Origin of the sequence: Paenibacillus lactis (assembly GCF_017873605.1) — a bacterium.
Lineage (GTDB): Bacteria > Bacillota > Bacilli > Paenibacillales > Paenibacillaceae > Paenibacillus_AQ > Paenibacillus_AQ lactis.
The window spans coordinates 214,991-236,180 of the sequence record NZ_JAGGKI010000003.1 but is presented as its reverse complement, the minus strand read 5'-3'; the positions used below and the strand labels follow the sequence as shown (position 1 = coordinate 236,180).

The 21,190-nt window shown below is 53.7% G+C and carries 22 protein-coding genes and 1 riboswitch; of the genes, 20 read left to right on the top strand and 2 right to left on the bottom strand.

From position 1 onward, the window contains the following. The first annotated feature begins 27 nt into the window (after positions 1 to 27). Both J2Z18_RS06715 and J2Z18_RS06710 read left to right on the top strand, forming a co-directional pair. The gene (locus J2Z18_RS06715; RefSeq protein WP_040737785.1) at positions 28 to 597 is read left to right on the top strand and encodes a hypothetical protein; all 570 of its coding nucleotides are present in this window, start codon (positions 28 to 30) and stop codon (positions 595 to 597) included. A 145-nt stretch (positions 598 to 742) separates the two neighbouring features. Beyond that, on the top strand, positions 743 to 1,963 hold the full coding sequence (locus J2Z18_RS06710; protein ID WP_210094423.1) for an MFS transporter: 1,221 nt from the start codon (positions 743 to 745) through the stop codon (positions 1,961 to 1,963). An 84-nt stretch (positions 1,964 to 2,047) separates the two neighbouring features. Here the strand turns inward: J2Z18_RS06710 and J2Z18_RS06705 are convergent, their stop codons facing one another. Continuing rightward, positions 2,048 to 3,316: an NAD(P)/FAD-dependent oxidoreductase gene (locus J2Z18_RS06705; protein ID WP_245255878.1), complete on the bottom strand. Its 1,269-nt coding sequence runs from the start codon at positions 3,314 to 3,316 to the stop codon at positions 2,048 to 2,050. Positions 3,317 to 3,424: 108 nt separating this feature from the next. Here J2Z18_RS06705 and J2Z18_RS06700 point away from each other — a divergent pair, with 108 nt between their 5' ends. From J2Z18_RS06700 to J2Z18_RS06640, 13 genes are all read left to right on the top strand, one after another. After that, the gene (locus J2Z18_RS06700) at positions 3,425 to 3,661 is read left to right on the top strand and encodes a hypothetical protein (protein ID WP_007127264.1); all 237 of its coding nucleotides are present in this window, start codon (positions 3,425 to 3,427) and stop codon (positions 3,659 to 3,661) included. A 47-nt stretch (positions 3,662 to 3,708) separates the two neighbouring features. After that, the gene (locus J2Z18_RS06695; RefSeq protein WP_210094422.1) at positions 3,709 to 4,089 is read left to right on the top strand and encodes a spore coat protein; all 381 of its coding nucleotides are present in this window, start codon (positions 3,709 to 3,711) and stop codon (positions 4,087 to 4,089) included. A gap of 181 nt (positions 4,090 to 4,270) precedes the next feature. Further along, positions 4,271 to 4,771, top strand: coding sequence for an Lrp/AsnC family transcriptional regulator (locus J2Z18_RS06690; protein ID WP_007127266.1), 501 nt, complete (start codon positions 4,271 to 4,273; stop codon positions 4,769 to 4,771). 14 nt (positions 4,772 to 4,785) lie between these two features. Then, positions 4,786 to 5,991 carry an aminotransferase class I/II-fold pyridoxal phosphate-dependent enzyme gene (locus J2Z18_RS06685; protein ID WP_028403780.1) on the top strand — a complete coding sequence of 402 codons (1,206 nt, stop codon included), beginning with the start codon at positions 4,786 to 4,788 and terminating at the stop codon, positions 5,989 to 5,991. A 118-nt stretch (positions 5,992 to 6,109) separates the two neighbouring features. Continuing rightward, positions 6,110 to 6,373, top strand: coding sequence for an aspartyl-phosphate phosphatase Spo0E family protein (locus J2Z18_RS06680; RefSeq protein ID WP_007127268.1), 264 nt, complete (start codon positions 6,110 to 6,112; stop codon positions 6,371 to 6,373). A gap of 209 nt (positions 6,374 to 6,582) precedes the next feature. Further along, positions 6,583 to 7,143 (top strand): cob(I)yrinic acid a,c-diamide adenosyltransferase, encoded by a 561-nt coding sequence (locus tag J2Z18_RS06675; protein WP_210094421.1) that lies wholly within the window; start codon positions 6,583 to 6,585, stop codon positions 7,141 to 7,143. Between the two features lie 3 nt (positions 7,144 to 7,146). Beyond that, positions 7,147 to 8,160, top strand: a complete 1,014-nt coding sequence (locus tag J2Z18_RS06670) for an RluA family pseudouridine synthase (protein WP_210094577.1) — start codon at positions 7,147 to 7,149, stop codon at positions 8,158 to 8,160. 34 nt (positions 8,161 to 8,194) lie between these two features. Then, positions 8,195 to 8,557 carry an arsenate reductase family protein gene (locus J2Z18_RS06665; protein ID WP_007127271.1) on the top strand — a complete coding sequence of 121 codons (363 nt, stop codon included), beginning with the start codon at positions 8,195 to 8,197 and terminating at the stop codon, positions 8,555 to 8,557. 419 nt (positions 8,558 to 8,976) lie between these two features. Then, positions 8,977 to 9,840 carry a 5'-3' exonuclease gene (locus J2Z18_RS06660; protein WP_186332859.1) on the top strand — a complete coding sequence of 288 codons (864 nt, stop codon included), beginning with the start codon at positions 8,977 to 8,979 and terminating at the stop codon, positions 9,838 to 9,840. A gap of 1 nt (position 9,841) precedes the next feature. Then, positions 9,842 to 10,681: a molybdate ABC transporter substrate-binding protein gene (modA, locus tag J2Z18_RS06655; protein WP_007127273.1), complete on the top strand. Its 840-nt coding sequence runs from the start codon at positions 9,842 to 9,844 to the stop codon at positions 10,679 to 10,681. Continuing rightward, positions 10,678 to 11,355 carry a molybdate ABC transporter permease subunit gene (modB, locus tag J2Z18_RS06650; protein WP_276825267.1) on the top strand — a complete coding sequence of 226 codons (678 nt, stop codon included), beginning with the start codon at positions 10,678 to 10,680 and terminating at the stop codon, positions 11,353 to 11,355. Before modA ends, modB begins: the two co-directional genes overlap by 4 nt. Positions 11,356 to 11,448: 93 nt before the next feature. Next, positions 11,449 to 12,330: an ROK family protein gene (locus tag J2Z18_RS06645; RefSeq protein ID WP_007127275.1), complete on the top strand. Its 882-nt coding sequence runs from the start codon at positions 11,449 to 11,451 to the stop codon at positions 12,328 to 12,330. 206 nt (positions 12,331 to 12,536) lie between these two features. Beyond that, positions 12,537 to 13,550, top strand: coding sequence for an HRDC domain-containing protein (locus tag J2Z18_RS06640; RefSeq protein WP_210094420.1), 1,014 nt, complete (start codon positions 12,537 to 12,539; stop codon positions 13,548 to 13,550). A 186-nt stretch (positions 13,551 to 13,736) separates the two neighbouring features. Here J2Z18_RS06640 and corA read toward each other — a convergent pair whose 3' ends face one another. Beyond that, complete coding sequence (gene corA, locus J2Z18_RS06635) at positions 13,737 to 14,672, bottom strand: magnesium/cobalt transporter CorA (protein ID WP_007127277.1); 936 nt, start codon at positions 14,670 to 14,672, stop codon at positions 13,737 to 13,739. 422 nt (positions 14,673 to 15,094) lie between these two features. Next, a riboswitch (SAM riboswitch) is annotated at positions 15,095 to 15,219 on the top strand. Between the two features lie 132 nt (positions 15,220 to 15,351). Between corA and metA the strand changes: the two genes are divergently transcribed. From metA to J2Z18_RS06610, 5 genes are all read left to right on the top strand, one after another. Further along, the gene (gene metA, locus J2Z18_RS06630) at positions 15,352 to 16,269 is read left to right on the top strand and encodes a homoserine O-acetyltransferase MetA (RefSeq protein ID WP_210094419.1); all 918 of its coding nucleotides are present in this window, start codon (positions 15,352 to 15,354) and stop codon (positions 16,267 to 16,269) included. A gap of 23 nt (positions 16,270 to 16,292) precedes the next feature. Then, complete coding sequence (locus J2Z18_RS06625; protein WP_210094418.1) at positions 16,293 to 17,477, top strand: PLP-dependent transferase; 1,185 nt, start codon at positions 16,293 to 16,295, stop codon at positions 17,475 to 17,477. Further along, positions 17,474 to 18,697 (top strand): trans-sulfuration enzyme family protein, encoded by a 1,224-nt coding sequence (locus J2Z18_RS06620; protein WP_210094417.1) that lies wholly within the window; start codon positions 17,474 to 17,476, stop codon positions 18,695 to 18,697. Before J2Z18_RS06625 ends, J2Z18_RS06620 begins: the two co-directional genes overlap by 4 nt. A gap of 196 nt (positions 18,698 to 18,893) precedes the next feature. Then, positions 18,894 to 20,027, top strand: coding sequence for a cyclic dehypoxanthinyl futalosine synthase (gene mqnC / locus J2Z18_RS06615; protein ID WP_007127282.1), 1,134 nt, complete (start codon positions 18,894 to 18,896; stop codon positions 20,025 to 20,027). Between the two features lie 202 nt (positions 20,028 to 20,229). Continuing rightward, entirely contained in the window at positions 20,230 to 21,135 is a 906-nt protein-coding gene (locus J2Z18_RS06610) for a putative sporulation protein YtxC (protein WP_210094416.1), read from the top strand. Positions 21,136 to 21,190 lie beyond the last annotated feature (55 nt).

Here is a 21,190-nt window from a genome sequence, read left to right as displayed (position 1 = left end):
TTAATTAGGAAAGGAATGAATGTAACGATGGAGCCAACGGTATGTCCATGGTGTCAAAATGAAATTGTGTGGGACGAAGAGATCGGTCCCGAGGATACATGTCCCCACTGCTCCAACGAGCTGAAGGGGTACCGGACCCTCAGCATTTCCATTGACCGGGAGGATGAGGAAGCCGATCCGGCGGATCTGGATGAAGTGGACGAAGAATCCTTTGATATCTCCGAAGATGAGAAGCGTGAGCTTCACCGCATATGGGGATCCGATACAGAGAACCTCTCTTCGCTGCGAACGGTGGATAAGTACGGAGAGGATCATGATTTGTTTGCATTCGAGGAGGCCGTGGAAGCGGTTCTGGACGAGCAGGACGAGGTGCCGGAGTGCTTCCATTGCCGGGAGTATATGCTCCATGCGGGCACGCAGCGCGTGACGGAAGAGGGATTCCAGCCGGCTGTCGCCTCCTTGCTGCAAGGACCGGTGCTGAAGCCGCCTTTCGACATGAACGTCTACGTGTGTCCAGGTTGCTTCCAGGTACAGTACAATCTGGCCGAGGACGACCGTTTGCGTTTGATTCGAAGCTTCATCCAGAAAAAGGAATAGCCGTAAGGATAGGCGAAATGGCCCGTCTTAGGGCTTGTTACAGGGAACCGCTAAGGAGCGGTTCCCTTTTTTCGTTATGAAGCGGGCACGGAAAGGGTAAAATATCCGAGGACTTTCAGTGTAACTGGCAAGGGAGGAACTGCAGATGAAATGGACAAAGGACCCCCAGGCTATCCTTCTACTTTCCGTTCATGGCCTCTTCATTCTATCGAGCGCGCTGTCGGGCACATTCCTGAACGTGTACCTGTGGAAGAGCCGGCAGGATTATTTGATGCTTGGCTGGTTTACGATTGCCCAGCAAGTCGCTTTGGGGCTTACCTTCTGGGCTGCGGGGAAATGGGTGAAGGAGCACAATAAGATGAATGCCCTCCGCCTCGGAATTGCCGTTTCCGGCATATTCTATATGTGCGTGCTGTGGGCAGGAGGTCAAGCCGTTGATTACATTTGGCCCCTCGGCTTGCTGTTCGGCGTATCGCTGGGATTGTTCTGGCTGGCCTTTAATGTCGTCTATTTCGAAGTGTCCAGCGCGGAGAACCGGGACTGGTTCAATGGCTGGATCGGGCTGCTGGGCTCCATCACCGGCATTATCGGGCCGTGGTTGGCCGGCTGGATCATCACGATTATGCACGGAGAGTCCGGCTACAGGTTTATTTTCACGGTCTCGATGATCATTTACGGCGTAACGGTCGTTCTTAGTTTTTTTCTGCACAAGCGTCCGGTCCAGGACAGCTACCATTGGCTCGAAGCCTATCACCGGTTAAAGGAAGGCGGAGTGTGGAAATATGCCGTATGGGGGCTTGCCGTGCAGGGGATGCGGGAAGGGGTATTTTCCTTTCTCATCACCCTGCTCGTATTTGTCGCTACCGACCGTGAGGCCAAGCTCGGCCAATTCGCGCTAATCACCTCTGCCGTCTCGCTAGTCAGCTACTGGATATGCGGGAAATGGTTCAAGCCGAAGTACCGCAAAACCGGTATGCTCATCGGCGCAGCGTGTATGCTGCTTGTCATTATGCCTTTGCTTCTGGATGTCAATTATACGACCCTGCTGGTGCTTGGTATCGGTACCTCGCTGTTTATCCCGCTGTACATGCTGCCGTCCGTATCGGTAAGCTTCGATCTGATGGGACTTAACCGGGAAAACGTGGAGAAGCGGGTGGAGCTTGTCGTGCTTCGGGAGCTGAGCCTCACTTTGGGGAGAATCGCAGGACTTTTGGTCTTTATCATGGTGTTGTCCATACGGCAGGATACGTTAACGATTACCTTGCTGCTTTTGTTTTTGGGCGCTTCGCCGATCGGCTCATGGATCTTTATGCGGAAGCTGTTTACCGGGGACAAACAAGCGACCTATACTGGGAAAGCCGACTAGGAAACACGGGGAATCAGTCATTCAAAAAAAAGGGTATCCGCGGGTTCGTGCCCGGGATACCCTTTGCTGCATTGGCCAGCATGTCTATTCGTTCTTGATCTCGACCGGACGGGTCAAGGACAGCCACGCCAGCGCTTCGGGCTCACGGCCTGCAATGGCTTCAGCCAGGAGCTCTGCCGCAATCATGCTGAATACCGTACCGTTGCCGCCGTATACCTCCATGAAATAGCTGTTCGGGTATTCGGGATGACGTCCGATGAGGGGCATGCCATCCTTCGTAGACGCGAAGATCCCCGCCCAGGCGCAAGCCATTCTTACGCCTTCCAACTCGGGGAACATACGGCCGATTTCCTTCAGCAGCCTGTCGCTTCGTTCCTTCATGAACTGATACGGCCTGCCGGAAGGAGGGGGAGGCTCGTCCAGTCCGCCGGCCATAATCCGGTGATCCGGCGTTGTTCTGAAATAGAGATAGGGATTGCCGGACTCCCACAGTAACGCCTGATCGTGCCAAGAAGATAGATCGGATACCGGCTCGGTCATGATCGCATACGTGTTGGTCAGCACCACCTGACGGTCCGGCTTCCAATCCTGCATGGCATAACCTCCAGCCCATACGGCCTGCTTAGCCGCCACCGCCCCCCGCTGCGTATGGGCCACTACGCTGCTGTCGGTATATAGGCAATCCAGGACTTCACTCTCCTCATAAATCCGGAGCCCCTGAAGGCTAGCGTCTTTCAGCATGCCGTGTCCGAGAAGGTAAGGATTAACCTCGGCGTCTCCACGGGTATATAGCGCCGCTTCCTTTGCGAAAGGAAAGGCGGCCTTGATTCGCTGGCGGTCCCAATACTCCACATCGAAGCCGCAGCGCTTCAGAATATCATACTCATGCCGAAGCTTGCCGGCATCCTCAGGCGTGCTCGCATAATAGAGACTGTTTCTTTCCGTGAAGGATGAATCGATGGATAGCTCTCCGGCTATATCAGATAGTCGTTTCACCGCATCTTTGCACATCCGGTAAAAGGCCTTGCCCTGCTGTTCGTTAAACTGCTGAATCAGCTCGGAAAGCATCCGGTCGTTGGCGAACTGCAGAAGTCCCGCATTGGCCGAGGTGCTGCCGCCGCAAACGCGCCCTTTTTCCAACAACACGGTGTCCACACCCTGTTTCGTCAGTACGTAGGCCATGGCCGCTCCGCTGATGCCCCCGCCGATCACAAGAACATCGCAATGGATCTTATCTTCTAAACGGGGGTATTTCGCTATGGGCTTGTTGTGTAAAAATGTCCAGGGGGTGGTGCCGCCGGTCAATATCATGTCCTTCGTGCTTCCTCCTTCAAAACGTATGGGGCGATCCATATTAGTTTTGGATTCCTGTCGGGGATTTATGAGGCCCGGAACATAGTTTTTATTGCCCGAGGCATACTAGGGTTGCGATACTTTATGGCAAAGGAGAATGACAACGACATGACATCCAATCATCAAATGGAGCCGCTGACCTTCAAAGAGCTGGACTATATCGCGGATTGCCTATCGAATGAAGCGATGCTGGCCAAGCATTGCGCGGCAACTGCGGCGGCAAGCAAGAATCCTGCGATCCAGCAGGCACTGATGGGGTTTGCAAGCCGTCACGAGCAGCATATGGATACCCTGGTGAATTCGCTCCAGGCACACAGCGGAATCGCGCCTGCACAGCCCCAGTAACCTCAACCTTAAATACTTCGAGCACATGAACATAAGGAGGATTATTAATGGCATCCATGGGCAATGCTTCATTTTTACCGGAACAGGATATGCTCAGCACGATTTTGGGTGAGCTGAAGCGAACGGTTCGCGAATATACGACGGCCACAACGGAGTCATCCTGCCCCGCCGTCCGGCAAATGTTCGAGAGCCTGACTGCGGACACGTTGAAGCTGCAGGGGGAGTTATACAGCCTGATGAAACAGCAAAACATGTATTCCGCCGGATCATATGCGCTGAAGGTCGATGTGGACAAGCAGTATAAGCAGGCACAGCAGTCCGTCCAAAAAGCGCGGGATCTAATCAGCCAAAAAAACGCAGCGATGGGTCCGTTCGCACACCAGCCGAATGTTGCTTCCCATGCGGCAAACGTTCCGCCGCTATCCTAAATGCAGCCATGCTTTTCCCCGCATAAAAACCGATGGTTCTTGCTGCAGCTTTCGCGGGAGCAGCCGTCGGTTTTTTTGTTTTGCACATCCCATGTGAGTTATTGTAATATAGGTATTAATCTCTGCTTCCGAACCCTGCAGCTGATGAAGGGATCGAAAGCAAGTGCTGGAGGATACGTATATGGAAGAGCTAAGCGAATTGAAACTGAAGGTGCTTGACCTGCTGAAAGAGGACGCGAGAAGATCGCCGGCTTTGCTCTCAACCCTTCTTGGTGTCGATGAGGAAGAAGTAAAGACCTCCATTGCAGAGCTTGAGCGGGATCATGTGATCGTGAAATATGCGACAGTTGTCAATTGGGGCAAGGTTGAGGATGAGAAGGTAACGGCGCTGATCGAAGTACAGATTACGCCTGAACGCGGAAGAGGCTTCGAAGGCATTGCGGAGCGGATTTATCTGTTCCCTCAAGTGAAGTCGGTCTACCTCATGTCCGGCGCGTATGATCTGCTGGTTGAAGTGGAAGGCGCCAATTTGCGCGAAGTGGCCAATTTTGTGTCCGAGAAGCTGTCACCGATTGATTCGGTACTGTCGACCAAAACCAATTTTATTTTGAAAAAATATAAACAAGACGGGATTATTTTTGAAGAGCGTGAAGAAGACAACCGTCTCCTGATCTCGCCGTAAAGGAAGCGTGTGCTATGATTGTGAACGAACAGCAGCTTGCAGAACAAAACAGGAAATCGATGAGCTCCTATCTGGCGCCGAGTGTTAGAAATATTCAGCCTTCGGGAATCCGGAAGTTTTTCGATCTGGTCAGCGGCAACAAGGATATCATCACGCTCGGAGTCGGCGAGCCGGATTTCGTAACTCCGTGGCATGTCCGCGAAGCCTGCGTTTATTCCCTTGAGCGCGGGTTTACCGGCTATACGTCCAATGCGGGCATGCCGGAGCTGCGCGAAGCGATTGCGGAATATTTGAACGACAGCTTCCATGTCGCTTACGACCCTGCGAATGAAATGATTGTGACCGTCGGCGGAAGCGAAGCGATCGATCTGGCGCTTAGGGCCTTGATCGTTCCCGGCGACGAAATTTTGATACCTGAACCGTGTTATATTTCTTATTCTCCGATTACCTCGCTGGGCGGCGGGGTGCCGGTTGGCATCGAGACGAAGGCCGAGAATCAGTTCAAGCTGACGGCCGAGGCCCTCGAGGCGAAGATTACGCCGAAGTCGAAAATACTGATTCTGTGTTATCCAAGCAATCCGACAGGGGCTATTATGACCTATGAGGATTGGCTCCCGATTGCGGAAGTGGTGGAGAAGCATGATCTGATCGTCATCTCCGATGAGATCTATGCCGAGTTAACGTACGAAGGCAAGCATGTCAGCTTTGCCCAGGTTCCGGGCATGAAAGACCGCACGATTCTGGTCAGCGGCTTTTCCAAGGCATTTGCAATGACGGGCTGGCGTATGGGATATGTGTGCGCGCATTCCGATCTGATTGCCGCCATGCTGAAGATCCATCAGTACACCGTCATGTGCGCGCCTGCGATGGGACAGGTGGCCGCGCTGGAGGCGCTCCGCAACGGTATGGGCGAGAAGGATCGCATGGTGGAGTCGTATAATCAGCGGCGCAGGCTCATTGTCAAGGGATTGTGTGAGGTCGGGCTGGATTGCCATGAACCGCAAGGGGCCTTCTACGCATTCCCAAGCATTAAGCGGACGGGGTTAACATCGGAGGATTTCGCCCAGCAGCTCCTGACAGAGGCCAAGGTCGCTGCCGTTCCAGGCACGGCTTTCGGATCGGGCGGGGAAGGCTTTATACGCTGCTCTTATGCAACATCCATATCACAGCTGAACGAAGCGTTGGAGCGTATAGGAAAGTTTATGGAAAAATTAATATAAGCAAGGAATTCGTTGTACGTTTTCCTTGAATTAACAAAAGTTTTACTTTTCATTGGTCAGAAATATGTTATAATTTTATTTTGGGAGCAGAATTTTACTTTCCAAGGAGGGATCACCAGTGTTTTGTGATTATGAATTGTCAAATTACCGTGGTGATTATACGGCTGAAGACAATGATCACGGTAAATGGTCAATGAAATCAGCGAAATCCACTCCTCAGGAAATCACCTTGGAAGACGAAATTCACATGCTCCGCCGGAAGATGGAGCAGATTTTTCTTGAAGAACAGTCCTTCACTTCGGAGATCGTGATCGAAATCAGCAGTTTGCTGGATTTGAAGATTAACGAGTACATGAAAGCCAACCCGAAAAAGAAATTATAAACGCGAGTATCCTCTAATATATGAAAAATATAAAGATAAGGCTGTTCTGTGGGTGATCCAATTACCCGCGTGAGCAGCCTTATTCACATCTGGACAATCCTCTTTTGGCTTGAAGCGATTGGGGAAGTTGTACCGGGTTGTGCTATAGTTGAGCATAATAAGTTGATATAAGAAAGCTGCCTGAATCGGGATAAGGAGGAGACGCGTAAATGAAGATATACACGAAAACAGGGGATGCCGGTGAGACTTCCATTATCGGCGGACGTGTTCCTAAGGATGATCCGCGGATCGAAGCGTACGGTACGATTGACGAATTAAACAGCTTTACCGGACAGGCCGTGTCCCTGGCGAAGGAGAGCGGGTTCGAGGAGCTGGCCCGGCAGCTGGTCCAGATCCAGCATGAGCTGTTTGATTGCGGATCGGATTTAGCTTATGCAAGGCCCCGCGAGGATAAATATAAGGTGAGTGCCGGCCTGGTCGATCATTTGGAAGCGTGGATGGATGAGCTGGAGGAGGGCAATCCGCCGCTGGAACGCTTCATCCTGCCGGGAGGAAGCCCGCTGGCGGCCGCCCTCCATGTATGCCGGACCGTCTGCCGCCGGGCGGAACGGCTGACCGTTAAGCTGCAGCGCGACATTGAGAGTAATCCGGAGGTACGCCGTTATCTGAACCGGCTGTCGGATTATTTCTTCGTGGCGGCGCGCGCGGCGAATGCCCGTGCGGGAATACCGGATGTGGAGTACGAGCGCAGCGGGAAGGTGTTTCGATAATTGATGGACTCGTATTATCCGCCGATCAAGTATGTCATATCCGGGCATGAGGAGGGCATGCTGCTAAAGACGATCCTCCAACAGCGGATGGGGGTATCCCGGAAGCTGCTCTCCCGGCTTAAGCTCACCGAAAAGGGGATCATGCTCAACGGCGAGCGTGTGTACATCAGCGTCAAGGTTAAGACAGGAGATGTCGTTGAAATCCGCATGGAGCAGGAGCGCTCGGATGATATTTTGCCGCAGCCGATGGATCTGGACATTATGTACGAGGACGAATTCATCCTTGTACTGAACAAGCCGGCAGGGGTCATTGTACATCCGACGCACGGGCATTATACGGATACGCTGGCCAACGGCGTCGTTCATTACTGGCTGCAGAAGGGCTGGAACTACCGCTTCCGGGCCGTGCACCGTCTGGACCAGGAAACATCGGGGGTGCTCGTTATTGCCAAGAACCCTTATGTTCATCAGCATATTTCCGAGCAAATGATCGCCGGGACCGTGGATAAAAGATATGTCGCCTTCGTTCATGGACGACCTGAGCCCGCCGATGGCGATATTGACGGACCGATCGATCGGGACCCGCTCGAGCCTCACCGGCGGATCGTTACGCCGAGCGGCTACCCGTCATTGACCCGCTACAAGCTGGTTGCGGCATACCGCGACGCTTCCTTGGTTGAATTGAAGCTGGAGACCGGCAGAACGCATCAAATTCGGGTGCATATGCTAAGCATCGGTTGCCCGCTGATCGGCGATCCGATGTACCGGCATCCGGTCTACAGCCGGGTGTCGGGGGCGGAATGGGCATCCTCCGCAAATACGGACCCGCTACCGCCTGTGCTATATGAGAAGGTGGCGAGGCTGGACGAGAGAATCGGAAGACAGGCGCTTCATGCCTCGAGCCTTACGCTTGTGCATCCGATGGATGGACGGACGGTCCAGTTCCGCGCACCGCTGCCGGATGATATGAATCGGCTGAAAGCATGGCTTCATGAGGCTGAAAGGGCAAGATCTTAGCAGTTTTTACGACATAAGAAGGAGCACATAACGTATGAGCAAATTGAAGGTATACCAATATCCGAAATGCGGCACATGCCGCAATGCCGTGAAATGGCTTCAGAATGAAGGCTATGAGCTTGAGCTCCAAAATATTTTTGAAGAGGCCCCAAGCAAGGAAGAAATGGCCGATCTGGTTGCCAAGAGCGGGCTGGAGCTGAAGAAGTTTTTTAATACGAGCGGCGAGGTTTACAAGGAAATGAACCTGAAGGATAAATTGCCGGGTCTTTCCGATGATGAGAAGATCGAGCTGTTGTCCGGCAACGGCCGGTTGATCAAGCGTCCGATCGTGACGGACGGCAAACAGGTGACCGTTGGTTTTAAGGCCGAGCAATATCAGGAGGCTTGGGGCAAGTAGGATGGCAGCCCCACCGAGTCAGCGGCGGGTATAAGAACCCTCCGGTCAACCCGGACATCAATCGAAATCCGAAATCGTCTCAAAGCTGAACGCTGGTGCTGGAGAAGATGGGCATCATGCCGCCAACGGAGTTCACCCGGCCCCGGCAGCCGGCCAGTCAGCGGGATCCAACGAGGAAGCATCTTAAGGTCATGAGACCAAAGGATGCTTCTTTTTTGCGGATTTTTGAACCAGGCTGGTCTTCAGATGCCACCCGGATGAAAGGAATGGGCAGGAAATTCAAAGAAACGCCTTTAGACAAGCCCAAGATCCGAGGCTGATATGGTATAATGGCAAAGAATCATGATGGTAACCCATGCATAACAGAAGTATACAGTTAGGAGCGATATTACGTGATACCCCATCAACAACCATCCTTAATGCTCGTAGACGGGATGGCTTTATTATTTCGAGCTTATTATGCTACCGCATCCAGCGGATACATTCGCCGTACGAAATCCGGTCTGCCTACCAATGCAGTCTACGGATTCCTGCGTTATTTATGGGATGCAATCGATAAATTCAACCCGACCCATGTCGCCTGTTGCTGGGATATGGGATCGAAAACGTTCCGTTCGGAACAGTTTGCGATGTACAAGGGGAACCGTCCGGATGCGCCGGATGATTTGATCCCCCAGTTTTCCCTCGTACGAGAGGTGACCGAATGCCTCGGAATGCCGAATTTGGGGGTCGAGGGCTACGAAGCCGATGATTGCATCGGAACGTTGTCCAGACGGTTCGGCGGTGACATGAAGGTAATGATCTTGTCAGGGGACCATGATCTGCTGCAGCTTGTCAACGAATCCACCTCCGTCATTATTATGAAAAAAGGCCACGGCAATTATATGGTGTATACTCCGGAAACTTTGTATGCAGAGAAAGGCCTCCTGCCGAAGCAGGTCATTGATGTGAAGGGGCTTATGGGCGACACCAGCGACAACTACCCGGGCGTGCGCGGGATCGGAGAGAAGACGGCGGTCAAGCTGATTCAGGAATATGAATCGGTGGAAGGGATACTGGAAAATCTGGATGCCCTAACGAAGGGGGTTCGGAGCAAGATTGAAGCCGATCTGGATATGCTTCATCTGTCCCGTCAGCTTGCCGAGATCCACTGCGAGGTTCCGATGGAATGCGAGCTGGATCTATGCCGGTTGGCCGTGGATCCTGAACGTGCCCTGCAGAAGCTGGAAGAGCTTGAGATGAAGAGCCTTAGTCATCTGATCGGCGCTGCGGTGGTTTCCTGACATGGCCGGCCGCGGAACCTTCCCGAAACGGCCGATCATGATCACTGCGCTGTTAGCGGTGCTGCTCCTGCTATCGGCATGCGCTTCCGGTCGTTCTTCGGGAAATGATGCTCAAGATATGACGTCCGGCGGGGAAGAACCGGTGGAGCTCTTGGTATCCGCAGCCGCAAGTCTTAAGGACAGTATGGAGGAGGCAGGGCGGCTGTTCGAAGAGCAGCATTCCCATGTCCGGATCCGGTACAATTTCGGCGGCTCCGGCTCTCTGGGCCAGCAGCTGGAGCAAGGAGCCCCTGTCGATTTATTCGTATCCGCTGCAGTGGAGCCGATGGATCGTCTTGTCGATAAGGGGATTGTAAAGGCCGACTCGGTTCAGCTGATGTTCCGGAACAGCCTTGTGCTGATTGAGCCTGGGCCGAAGCCTTCCATCAAACAGCTGGACGAGCTGTTAAGACCGGATGTCCGGATTGTGGCGGTCGGTCAGCCCGATACCGTTCCGGCCGGCGAGTACGCTGCGGAAGCGCTGCAGCATGAAGGGCTATGGGACGAGGTGGAGTCCAAGGCCGTGTACGGCAAGGACGTGTCACAGGTGCTGGCTTACGTGGAGTCTGGCAATGCGGATGCGGGATTCGTCTACAAAACGGATTTGACCCATTCGTCGAAAGCCGTATTGTCCATGGAGATCAATCAGGGCCTGCATCAGCCGATCGAGTACCCCGCAGCCGTGCCGGTACAGGCCAAGCATCCGGAGGAGGCAAGCGAGCTGCTGGCTTTTATGAAAACGCCGGAAGTGAAAGCGATATTTCAGAAGGCAGGCTTCGACGTGGTGGAGGAATCGCCGTGACGGAAGCCGAGATGTTCTGGATGCCGGTGTGGCTGTCGATAAAAACATCACTGCTCTCCAGCATCATTACGTTTATACTAGGTACTGCGGCAGCCCGGTGGATGTCGAGGCGCCGATTTGCCGGCAAGACGGCGGTCGAAACGCTGCTTATGCTTCCGCTCGTCCTGCCGCCGACGGTTGTCGGCTTTCTTCTGCTCGTTATACTGGGCAGAAATAGCTGGGTAGGGATGGCGGCGGAATGGCTGTTCGCAAGACCGGTCGTATTCAGCTGGGGGGCCGCCGTCATCGCGGTGATCGTGGTTTCGTTTCCCCTGGTTTATCAAAGCATGCGCGTCGGGTTCGAATCGGTGGATGCCGAGCTTGAGGATTCGGCCCGTTCGGCCGGAGCCGGCGAATGGCAGGTGTTCCGCTGGATTACGCTGCCGCTCGTGCGGCGTGCGGCGGTCTCGGCCTATATTCTGGCGTTTGCCAGAGGATTGGGCGAATTCGGTGCAACGTGGATGGTGGCCGGCAACATTCCCGGGGTGACACAGACGCTGCCAACAGCGATTTACGTTGCTGTAAGCAACGGTGACAGCCGGCTCGCTTGGGCCTGGACCGGCATGATCGTCCTCTTTTCCTGGCTGCTCCTGGCAGCTTCGGGAACGGGGCGAGGCCCGAGCAAGAGGGATTAGGCTTGACGGAAGAGGAATGTTTCCATATGCTGACGAATAGAGCTTGTTTAACAACCCAAGAGAAAGAGAGCACACGTGGAGAGGATGAGTAGCATGAGTTTACTTGGAGCTATTGAGGCAGGAGGAACGAAGTTCGTTTGCGGAGTTGGAACTGCGGACGGTACGGTCGTGGAACGGGTAAGCTTCCCGACAACAACCCCTGAGGAGACGATGGCGAACGTCTTCAGCTTTTTTGCGGATAAGGATATTGAAGCGATCGGCGTAGGTTCGTTCGGTCCGATCGATCCGGTGAAGGGCAGTCCTACATATGGCTGCATTACGACGACGCCTAAGCCGCATTGGAGCAACTATAACATCGTAAAAGCACTGGAGGAGCGGTTCGGGGTTCCGATCGGCTTTGACACGGACGTTAACGGGGCCGCGCTTGGTGAATATACTTGGGGAGCTGCTCAAGGCTTGGACAGCTGCCTGTACATTACGATCGGCACGGGTGTGGGAGCAGGCGCTGTTGTATCCGGCGAGCTGATCCACGGCTTGTCCCATCCGGAAATGGGTCACATCTATGTCCGCCGCCATCCGGAGGATCGTTATGAAGGCACATGCCCGTACCATGCAGACTGCCTGGAGGGACTTGCTGCAGGACCTTCGCTCGGCAAACGCTGGGGGGTTCCGGGGGCGGAACTGACACCGGACCATCCGGCTTGGGAGATGGAAGCGTACTATCTGGCTCAAGCACTGATGAATTATGTGCTGATTCTCTCTCCACAGCGGATCGTTATGGGCGGCGGCGTCATGAAGCAGGAGCATCTGTTTCCGATGATCCGTACCAAGCTTCAAGAGCTGCTGGCCGGCTACGTTCATCATCCTAGCCTGCGCGAGAACATCGATCAGTTTATCGTGCCGCCGCAGCTGGGCGATAATGCGGGGCTGTGCGGCGCCATCGCGCTTGCCAAGCTGGCTCTTGCCGAGAAGTAACAGAAAGCCCGAAGACTTCGTGACGGTAAACGGATAGATCTTTATAAAATCTGTTGGCTCCCGTTACAAATTATGGTACTATATAGCCAACAGTATAACATAGTGAAACGGGAAGCACCCTTAACGACGCTGCGGCGGAGTAGGGGTGCTTTTTTGCGTTGTCTTAGGTTGTACTGAAGAATGTGATAACGGGAGGTAGACAGGACATGCAAATTGTGTTCATGAATCAGATGAGCAGGACGGACGAGCAGGGGCATTCGAGTTTCGCTCAGGTGTGGATCGGAGAGGAGGAGGGCGTCTGGAGCCTTGGCTGGCGGGACATCGAGCCGGAGGGCGAGGCCGCAGATGACGATTGGTATGAAGGAGGCTCGTGGAATGAGCTGCTCTGTGTATACCGTCACCATTTGGCCAGAAAGCTGGCGGAGGGGTATCGTCCGATCATCGAAGGGATATTTAACGAGACCGGAGAGATCGGCGGCAGGAACCTCCATATGCAGAAGCTTCAATGCTACAGCGAGCTGCACGGCTCGGAGGAGCTGTATACCGAGCTGTGCGCCTGGAGGCGCCGGAAGGCGGCTTCCGGGCGGAAGGCTCCGTACTTTATCGCCAGCAACCGGGTGCTGCGGCTCATCAGCGCGTTCGTTCCCCAGAGCGAGGAGGAGCTGCTGCAGCTTCCCGGAATCGGGCCTGCCAAAGCTTCCGAGCATGGGGCGGAGTGGCTTGAGATCACGGCGAAGATCGAGCGCAAGACAACCTTTCCGCTGGACTGGGTTTATCACCAGCTCCCGGAGGATGTGTTCGTCTCCTGGTTGTATAAGCAGAAGGAGGAGAAGTACAAGCAGGAGCTGGAGCGGTACCGGATCCGCCGCTCGATGCTGCTTGGCATTGCCGAGGGAGCGACGCTGGAGCAGCTGGAAGAGCGAACGTCGCTGTCCCGCCGCGATCTGATCGAGCAGCTGGAGGGGCTTGAGAAGGAAGGCTATGACACCGAACAGCTGGTGCAAGCCGAGCTGTGCACCGTGCCGGATGCTGAGCAAGCAGCGGTATGGAAGGCTTTTGAGGAGCTTGGCGATACGTTTCTTAAGCCGGTTCTTCAGCGGGTATACGGCCAAGAAAAGGGGGGAGAGGAGGTTGGCGGAACGGAGAAGCTGTATGAGCGGCTGCGCCTGATCCGGATCCGCTTCCGCCGAGAGGAATCCAGCCAAGCGAGTGCGGGCTGAAGCAAGAATAGACTGCAGGGTAGCGCTGTCCCATGAGTAGAACCTTCTACTTGTGGGACCGTTTTTTAATGAACGCTTGCTGCGAGGGAAGCATCATTTCACATAGAAAAAGAGGAGCCCCGCAAGATCTAATGATCTCATGGGACGCCTCCTCTTTAACAACAAGCTGCTGTATATGCGGTGAAATTAAATCCAGTCCTTTTTTCGGAACAAATAAAACATCAGCAGGCCGGCGAATACCATGACCCCGATCACAACGTAATACGAATATTCCCAATGCAGTTCCGGCATATTGTCGAAGTTCATCCCATAGATGCCTGTAATCAGCGTAAGCGGGATGAAGATGGTCGTAATAGCGGTAAATACGCGCATGATTTCGTTAGCACGATTCGCAATACTCGACTGATACGCTTCCCGCAGGTTGCCCATCAAATCGCGGTAGGTTTCGAATGTTTCCGAAATTTTCACGGCATTCTCATAAATATCGCTGAAATATTTCTGCAGCTGATCGTCGATCAGCCGAAGATCCTTTTTGTTGAGCGTATTGATAACTTCCTTCTGCGGCCCCAGCACCTTCTTCAGCCATAGAATCTCGCTTCGCAGGCCGATAATTTCGCTGAGATGCGTCTTCTTGGTATGAATAAGAATGTCTTCCTCCAGCTTCTCGATCCGGGCTTCGATCCGGTCGCCGACCGAAAAGTAGTTGTCCGTGACCAAGTCGATCAGCAGGTAGAGGAAACGGTCGGGCGTGCTGACCTCGTCTTCCCATAGAAGGGGCTTGACGGTCCGCAGCTCGTGAATTTTCTGTTTCGTGACCGTGATGATGAAATGTCTGCCCAGGAAAATATTGAGGGCCCGGAGGAAAATCTCCTCGTCATCAAAACGGATGCTGTTTACAACGATAAAATAGTGGTTTTCATATATTTCGATCTTCGGACGCTGCTCCTCTTCGCTCAGGCAGTCCTCCACCGCAAGATCATGCAGGGAGAAAAGCGGCTGCAGCTCGGCTAAATCATCGACATCCGCATCCAGCCAGTAAAAGCCGCTGGCCGGTGCTGTCAGCGTCATCTGGATATCGTCAACAGGGGTAAATACACCCGCATCAACCAACCGGATTTTCATCTGATATCACTCCTTCTTCATTCGTACATTAAAGGCACAGGATATCAGCTTAGCCGGTGTACGGGCTTTGTTGATTTTCTCCTAAGAGAACTATGACAAAAGCGCATGAAAAATAACGCTGCCCTCTGCCGGTAAGCTGATCCTGGTCCTATGCGGTTGTGCATCCTTCGCTTCCACGTTCTGGCTCGGGTCACCGTCCATTTTCATGTTTCACCTCTTTCATCATGGGGCTAAATAGCACTTGTCTAGTATAACGCCGGGTTTGGGAGCTTTCAAGCTGTAATCGGGTCAAACAGAAGGCGTTAATACAGGGTATTGAGAAAGGGGTGTAATGTGACGGCTCGCTTGAAAAGATGCTTGACGAAAATATTCGGATGATATAAAGTAAGTATCAATATAACCATACAACTAAATACAGCGAAATCTTATCAAGAGCAGGTGGAGGGACTAGCCCTATGAAACCCGGCAACCGGCGGCAATATCGCACGGTGCTAATTCTTGCAGGATATACGATTCATGATTGACCGTATAGCCTGGCAGATGAGAGAGGAGCATTGTAGTAATGTATACGACGACCTTTCTCGACCGAGAAAGGTCTTCTTGCGTTTATACAGTCAAAGCGCTCTGACTCAAGCTGCAGCGGATGTACCACTACATATTTTGAAGGAGTGAGCTTAAGGTGCCAATTAAAATCCCTGATGCCCTGCCGGCCAAAGAAGTGCTGGCTGGAGAGAACATTTTTGTTATGGATGAGAGTCATGCCTTTCACCAGGATATCCGCCCGCTGCGGATTGCGATTCTGAACCTCATGCCGACGAAGGAAACGACGGAGACCCAGCTGCTGAGGCTGATCGGTAACTCGCCGCTTCAAGTCGATGTTGTATTGCTGCACCCAAGCTCCCATGTATCCAAGAACACATCGGCTGAGCATTTAAAGTCGTTCTACAAAACGTTCGAGCAAGTGAAGAATCGCCGGTTTGACGGCATGATTATCACCGGCGCTCCGGTGGAGCAGCTCGAATTCGAGGAGGTCAACTACTGGCAGGAGCTCACGGAAATTTTTGAGTGGAGCAAGACGCATGTGACCTCGACCATGCATATTTGCTGGGCATCCCAGGCCGGCTTGTACTACCATTACGGCGTGCCGAAATACAGCTTGGAAGAGAAGTGCTTCGGCGTGTTTTCCCATACGGTCAGCGAGCCCTGTACGAAGCTGCTCCGCGGCTTTGACGACATGTTCTTCGTTCCGCATTCCCGCCACACCGAGGTCCGGCGCGAAGACATTGCGGGCATCGATGACCTGGTCATTCTGTCGGAGTCCGAGGAGGCAGGCATCTACCTGGTAGCAAGCAGGGACGGCAAACAAATATTCGCCACCGGCCACTCGGAATATGATCCGGACTCCTTGAAATGGGAATATGACCGGGATGTTGCGAAGGGATTGGATATTGCGCTGCCGCGCAATTATTATCCGAATGACGATCCGACCAGCAACCCTCCTTCGATCTGGCGGGCCCATGCTAACTTATTGTTTACGAATTGGCTCAATTACTATGTATATCAAGAAACCCCATATGATATCGGTCCACAAATATAGAAGCCGCCAAGGAGGAAGTTGTAATGGAGAGAAAACCGCTGAATATCGAGAGCCGGCTGGCGCAGATCGGATCGGTGCATGAGCCGGTGACGGGAGCCGTCACGTTCCCGATCTATCAGGCGACCGCATACCGTCATCCGAAGCTTGGGCAAAGCACGGGCTTTGATTATATCCGCACGAAGAATCCAACCCGGCAAGTGCTGGAGGATTCGATTGCCGGGTTGGAATCCGGCGATGCCGGCTTTGCCTGCAGCTCGGGCATGGCGGCCTTGCAGACGATATTTGCCATGTTCAGCCAAGGGGATCATCTGATCGTATCTCTGGATCTGTATGGCGGAACCTATCGGCTGCTGGACAGAATCATGTCCAAGTTCGGCGTGAGCGCATCGTATGTCGACACGAATGACCTGGACGCGCTGGAGCAGTCCCGAAAGCCGAATACAAAGGCGGTATTTATCGAGACCCCGACCAATCCGCTGATGATGATCACGGATATTGAAGCGGTCTGTACATGGGCCAGACATCATGGACTGATCACGATTGTAGACAACACGCTGCTGACACCGTATTTCCAGCGGCCGATCGAGCTAGGGGCGGACATCGTCATTCATAGCGCCACCAAGTATTTGGGCGGACATAACGATGTGCTTGCAGGGCTAATCGTAACGAAAGGCAAGGAACTGTCCGAAGAAATCGCCTTTTTGCACAATTCCATCGGAGCGGTGCTAAGCCCTTCCGATTCTTATCAGCTGATGCGGGGCATGAAGACGCTGGCGCTCCGCATGGACCGGCACGAAAGCAATGCGACTGCAGTCGCAAACTTTCTCACGACTCATCCGGCAATCGCAGAGGTGTTCTACCCTGCGCTGCCTGATCACCCGGGTTATGAGATTCAGCACCGGCAGTCCAGCGGAAATACAGGCATCTTCTCCTTTAAAGTGAAAGATGCCCGCTATGTAGAGCCTGTTCTGCGCCATATCAAGCTGATTGCCTTCGCGGAGAGCCTCGGGGGCGTTGAATCGCTCATGACTTATCCGGCGGTGCAGACGCACGCAGACATTCCGGTGGAGATCCGCGAGGCCGTCGGGGTGGATGAGAGACTGCTGCGTTTCTCGGTCGGCATCGAGCATGCGGACGATCTGATCGCGGATCTGGATGAGGCCTTGAACGCAGCTGTGGCCGAGGTGGAAGGAGGCGTTCTGGGATGAGCATCGATAAAGGCGTACGCATAGACGCGAAGGGTCGAAAGCATTCCGGCCCGAAAGGACGGGAAGCGGAATCGCTCCGCTTCGAGACGAAGCTGCTTCATTTCGGCGGGGAGATCGACCGGGCCACCGGAGCGTCAAGCGTGCCGATCTATCAGGCATCGACCTTTCACCACGAGGATATCTACCAGCCTCCGCTTCATGATTACAGCCGATCCGGCAATCCGACCCGCCAAGCGCTCGAGGATTATATCGCGCTGCTCGAAGGCGGTGTTCGCGGATTCGCTTACGCTTCCGGCATGGCAGCGATCTCCAGTTCATTCATGCTGCTCTCGGCAGGCGATCATATGATCGTCACGGAGGATGTGTATGGAGGAACCTACCGTCTATTAACCAGCATCCTGAACCGGATGGGCATTGAGAGCACCTTCGTGGACATGACCGATCTCGATCAGGTGAAGGCTGCGCTTAAGCCGAACACCAAGGCGGTCTATATGGAAACGCCGTCCAATCCGACGCTGAACATTACCGATATCGGCGCAGTGACCGATTGGGCGAAGGAGCATGATCTGCTTACGCTTCTGGATAACACCTTTATGACCCCGTACTATCAGCGGCCGATCGAATTCGGCGTTGATATCGTCATTCACAGCGCCACCAAATTTCTGGGGGGACACAGCGACGTTCTCGCAGGTCTGGCGGTTGCCAGAACGGAAGAGCTGGCTGGGCGGCTGAAGCAGCTGCAGAACGGACTCGGCACGGTGCTTGGCGTTCAGGATTCATGGCTGCTCATGCGGGGAATGAAGACGCTAGGCGCGCGGATGGCTCATTCCGAAGAGAGTGCCGCCAAGCTGGCGGCATGGCTGCAAGGAAGAAGCGATATCGAGCGCGTCTACTATCCGGGTCTCTTGAATCATCCGGGTCGGGAGATTCACGAGAAGCAATCGAGCGGCTATGGGGCCGTCATCTCGTTTGACGTCGGTTCCGGGGAGCGGGCCAAGCAGGTGCTGAACCAAGTGAAGCTGCCGCTGGTAGCGGTCAGCCTGGGAGCAGTGGAGAGCATTCTGTCCTATCCGGCCATGATGTCCCACGCGGCGATGGGGGAGCAGGTTCGTCATGAACGGGGGATTACAGATGGACTGCTGCGTTTCTCGGTCGGACTCGAGGATGTGGATGATTTGATTGCCGATCTGGATCAGGCACTTGCCGGCAGCCGCTATTGAGCGAGACGAACGGCGATAAAATCCCATGGAACATGGCGCTCCGACTGGGTCGTTCACAATATTTCCATATTTTTATTCGGCATCCCGCCCGCAGCGGGATGTCGTTTTTGTTGCCGGATTGTGGTAGGATGAAAAGACGAAGTTTTTGAAATTTTTGTTGAGTTGTCATTTTCTCGGATAAGGGAGGCTGCAAGAAATGAGTGCGGTAAACCGTATTTTGGATAAAGCTTTACGCGGTGAAAGACTAAATCTTGAGGATACTGTAACGCTGTTTGAAAGCGATGAGGTGGAGAAAATAGGGCATGCGGCGAATGTGATGACCAAGCGTCTGCATCCAGACCCGATCACGACATTTGTCATCGGCCGAAATATCAACTATACGAACGTCTGCGACGTTTATTGCCGCTTCTGTGCTTTTTACCGGAGACCGGGCTCGTCGGAAGGATATGTACTGCCGGACGAGACGATCTTTCAGAAGATTCAGGAGACCGAGGACGTTAACGGAACCGAGATCCTGATGCAGGGGGGAACCAATCCGGATCTGCCGTTCAGCTATTACACGGATCTTCTGCGCAACATCAAGAAGCGGTTCCCGAATATTACGATGCACTCCTTCTCGCCTGCGGAGATCATGAAGATGGTCGAGGTGTCGGGTTTGTCGCTGGAGGAGGTCGTACGCGAGCTCCGCGATGCCGGACTGGATTCGCTTCCCGGCGGCGGCGCCGAGATTCTGGATGACCGGATCCGGAAGAAGGTCAGCCGCTTGAAGGGCTCCTGGCGCCAATGGATGGATGTCATGCAGACGGCTCACCGGCTCGGCATGAACACGACGGCCACGATGGTCATCGGTCTCGGCGAGACGATGGAGGAGCGGGCGCTGCATTTGCTGCGCGTGCGGGATGCGCAGGATGAGTGCATTCAGAACGGCTGGAATTCCAAGGGCTTCCTTGCTTTTATTCCATTTACCTTCCAGCCTGACAATACGAACCTGAAGCGCGAGCGGGAGACGCCCGAGGCTTACTTGAAGACCGTTGCGATCGGCCGCCTCGCCATCGATAATGTGCCGAACCTGCAATCCTCCTGGGTAACGATGGGACCGGAGATCGGCAAGCTGTCGCTTAGCTACGGTTGCAACGACTTTGGCAGCACGATGATGGAGGAGAATGTTGTTTCTTCTGCCGGTGCCGTATACAAGGTTAACATCGAGTCGATTCTGAAGCTGATCCGCGAGACCGGCAATATCCCGGCCCAGCGGAACACCCGCTATGAAATCCTCCGCGTGTTTGAGGACAACAGCAGCGTAGAGCGCGATTTTGTCATGCAGAACTAATTCCAAATACTTAGATGTCTTGCTTGAGAAGCGGATCGGGGAACAGCCCCGGTCCGCTTTTTTGCATGCCGGTAAGCGCCCGGCCCTTATTCATTCCTGCGCTTAAATATTCCTTGGACTTGCTTGTTTTTCCAAGCAGGTGTTCCGTATATCCCCGAGCGGGTCCCCATATACTGAAAAGGGATTCGAAAGGAGTGATTCCATGGAACTGTTCAGCATTTCTGTCAGTGCACGGACCGAAGACGAGAAAAGAGCGTTTCACCGTATATTGTCAGACAAGCAGAAGGAGTTACATAAACAATGCAAGCAGCTGAAATTCACGTTCAGCGCTTCCGAGGACCGCGTCATTTGGACTTGCTCCGGCAAGCTCCCGCTGTCATCTTGGACAGTCTCTGCCGAAACCCTTCGGCGCCAAGTCTCCGAAGCCGTAACGGCTTATATTCTCGAGGAGAAGGAGCAGGAGATTGCTGCACGGTTAATGTTCTCGGAATTCGAGTTTGACGATGAGGAAGAGGCCGATCGGATTCTGCAATGGTTTCTTATGCTGTTGACCAAGGAAGAAGGTCCTTCGGGCGACTTCTGGCGGAGCCGCAGGCGTAAGTTGACCGATGGCATTTATCAATGCCTGCTCGAGAGCCCGGAGCTGAATCTGGACGGGTTCATGACCTTCCGGCTTCAAGGATATGAAGAGGAACTCCGCGAGATGGCAGAGTATGCCGTAGATGAATTTATGCTGGATCAGCAGTATGAGGAATTTGTGAGCCTGCTGAAATATTTCGTTTATTTTCAAGAGCCTAAAATGCCGCTGGTCCATGTTATTCATAAGGGAGACGAGGATTTCCTCCTGCTGGACGGCAATTTACGGCCGATTGAGCGCCCTCGGGAGGAGGGGCTTGTGATGGAGCGGCTGGATCAGGAGATGGAAATCGAGGACATGGTTGTCAGCACGCTGATTTCCGTATCCCCTGCCCGGATGATCATTCATACAAGGCAGCCGGAACTTCCGGTTATCGTGACCCTTGCCCATATCTTCGATAATCGCGCCGAGGTATGCTGCAGCTGTCCGGAATGCAGCGCGCTTCTCGGGAGCGGACGGATGATGACTTGACGTTTTGCGCGAGACAGGATTATAATTACTGATAAATTCACGTAAAAAGCTCTGA

What these genes read in the sequence shown, in the direction of transcription:
- J2Z18_RS06715 (WP_040737785.1), top strand. Translation starts at nt 28, where the DNA reads ATGGAGCCAACGGTATGTCCATGGTGTCAAAATGAAATTGTGTGGGAC.
- J2Z18_RS06710 (WP_210094423.1), top strand. Translation starts at nt 743, where the DNA reads ATGAAATGGACAAAGGACCCCCAGGCTATCCTTCTACTTTCCGTTCAT.
- J2Z18_RS06705 (WP_245255878.1), bottom strand. Translation starts at nt 3,316, where the DNA reads ATGGATCGCCCCATACGTTTTGAAGGAGGAAGCACGAAGGACATGATA.
- J2Z18_RS06700 (WP_007127264.1), top strand. Translation starts at nt 3,425, where the DNA reads ATGACATCCAATCATCAAATGGAGCCGCTGACCTTCAAAGAGCTGGAC.
- J2Z18_RS06695 (WP_210094422.1), top strand. Translation starts at nt 3,709, where the DNA reads ATGGCATCCATGGGCAATGCTTCATTTTTACCGGAACAGGATATGCTC.
- J2Z18_RS06690 (WP_007127266.1), top strand. Translation starts at nt 4,271, where the DNA reads ATGGAAGAGCTAAGCGAATTGAAACTGAAGGTGCTTGACCTGCTGAAA.
- J2Z18_RS06685 (WP_028403780.1), top strand. Translation starts at nt 4,786, where the DNA reads ATGATTGTGAACGAACAGCAGCTTGCAGAACAAAACAGGAAATCGATG.
- J2Z18_RS06675 (WP_210094421.1), top strand. Translation starts at nt 6,583, where the DNA reads ATGAAGATATACACGAAAACAGGGGATGCCGGTGAGACTTCCATTATC.
- J2Z18_RS06670 (WP_210094577.1), top strand. Translation starts at nt 7,147, where the DNA reads ATGGACTCGTATTATCCGCCGATCAAGTATGTCATATCCGGGCATGAG.
- J2Z18_RS06665 (WP_007127271.1), top strand. Translation starts at nt 8,195, where the DNA reads ATGAGCAAATTGAAGGTATACCAATATCCGAAATGCGGCACATGCCGC.
- J2Z18_RS06660 (WP_186332859.1), top strand. Translation starts at nt 8,977, where the DNA reads ATGCTCGTAGACGGGATGGCTTTATTATTTCGAGCTTATTATGCTACC.
- modA (WP_007127273.1), top strand. Translation starts at nt 9,842, where the DNA reads ATGGCCGGCCGCGGAACCTTCCCGAAACGGCCGATCATGATCACTGCG.
- J2Z18_RS06645 (WP_007127275.1), top strand. Translation starts at nt 11,449, where the DNA reads ATGAGTTTACTTGGAGCTATTGAGGCAGGAGGAACGAAGTTCGTTTGC.
- J2Z18_RS06640 (WP_210094420.1), top strand. Translation starts at nt 12,537, where the DNA reads ATGCAAATTGTGTTCATGAATCAGATGAGCAGGACGGACGAGCAGGGG.
- corA (WP_007127277.1), bottom strand. Translation starts at nt 14,672, where the DNA reads ATGAAAATCCGGTTGGTTGATGCGGGTGTATTTACCCCTGTTGACGAT.
- J2Z18_RS06625 (WP_210094418.1), top strand. Translation starts at nt 16,293, where the DNA reads ATGGAGAGAAAACCGCTGAATATCGAGAGCCGGCTGGCGCAGATCGGA.
- J2Z18_RS06620 (WP_210094417.1), top strand. Translation starts at nt 17,474, where the DNA reads ATGAGCATCGATAAAGGCGTACGCATAGACGCGAAGGGTCGAAAGCAT.
- mqnC (WP_007127282.1), top strand. Translation starts at nt 18,894, where the DNA reads ATGAGTGCGGTAAACCGTATTTTGGATAAAGCTTTACGCGGTGAAAGA.
- J2Z18_RS06610 (WP_210094416.1), top strand. Translation starts at nt 20,230, where the DNA reads ATGGAACTGTTCAGCATTTCTGTCAGTGCACGGACCGAAGACGAGAAA.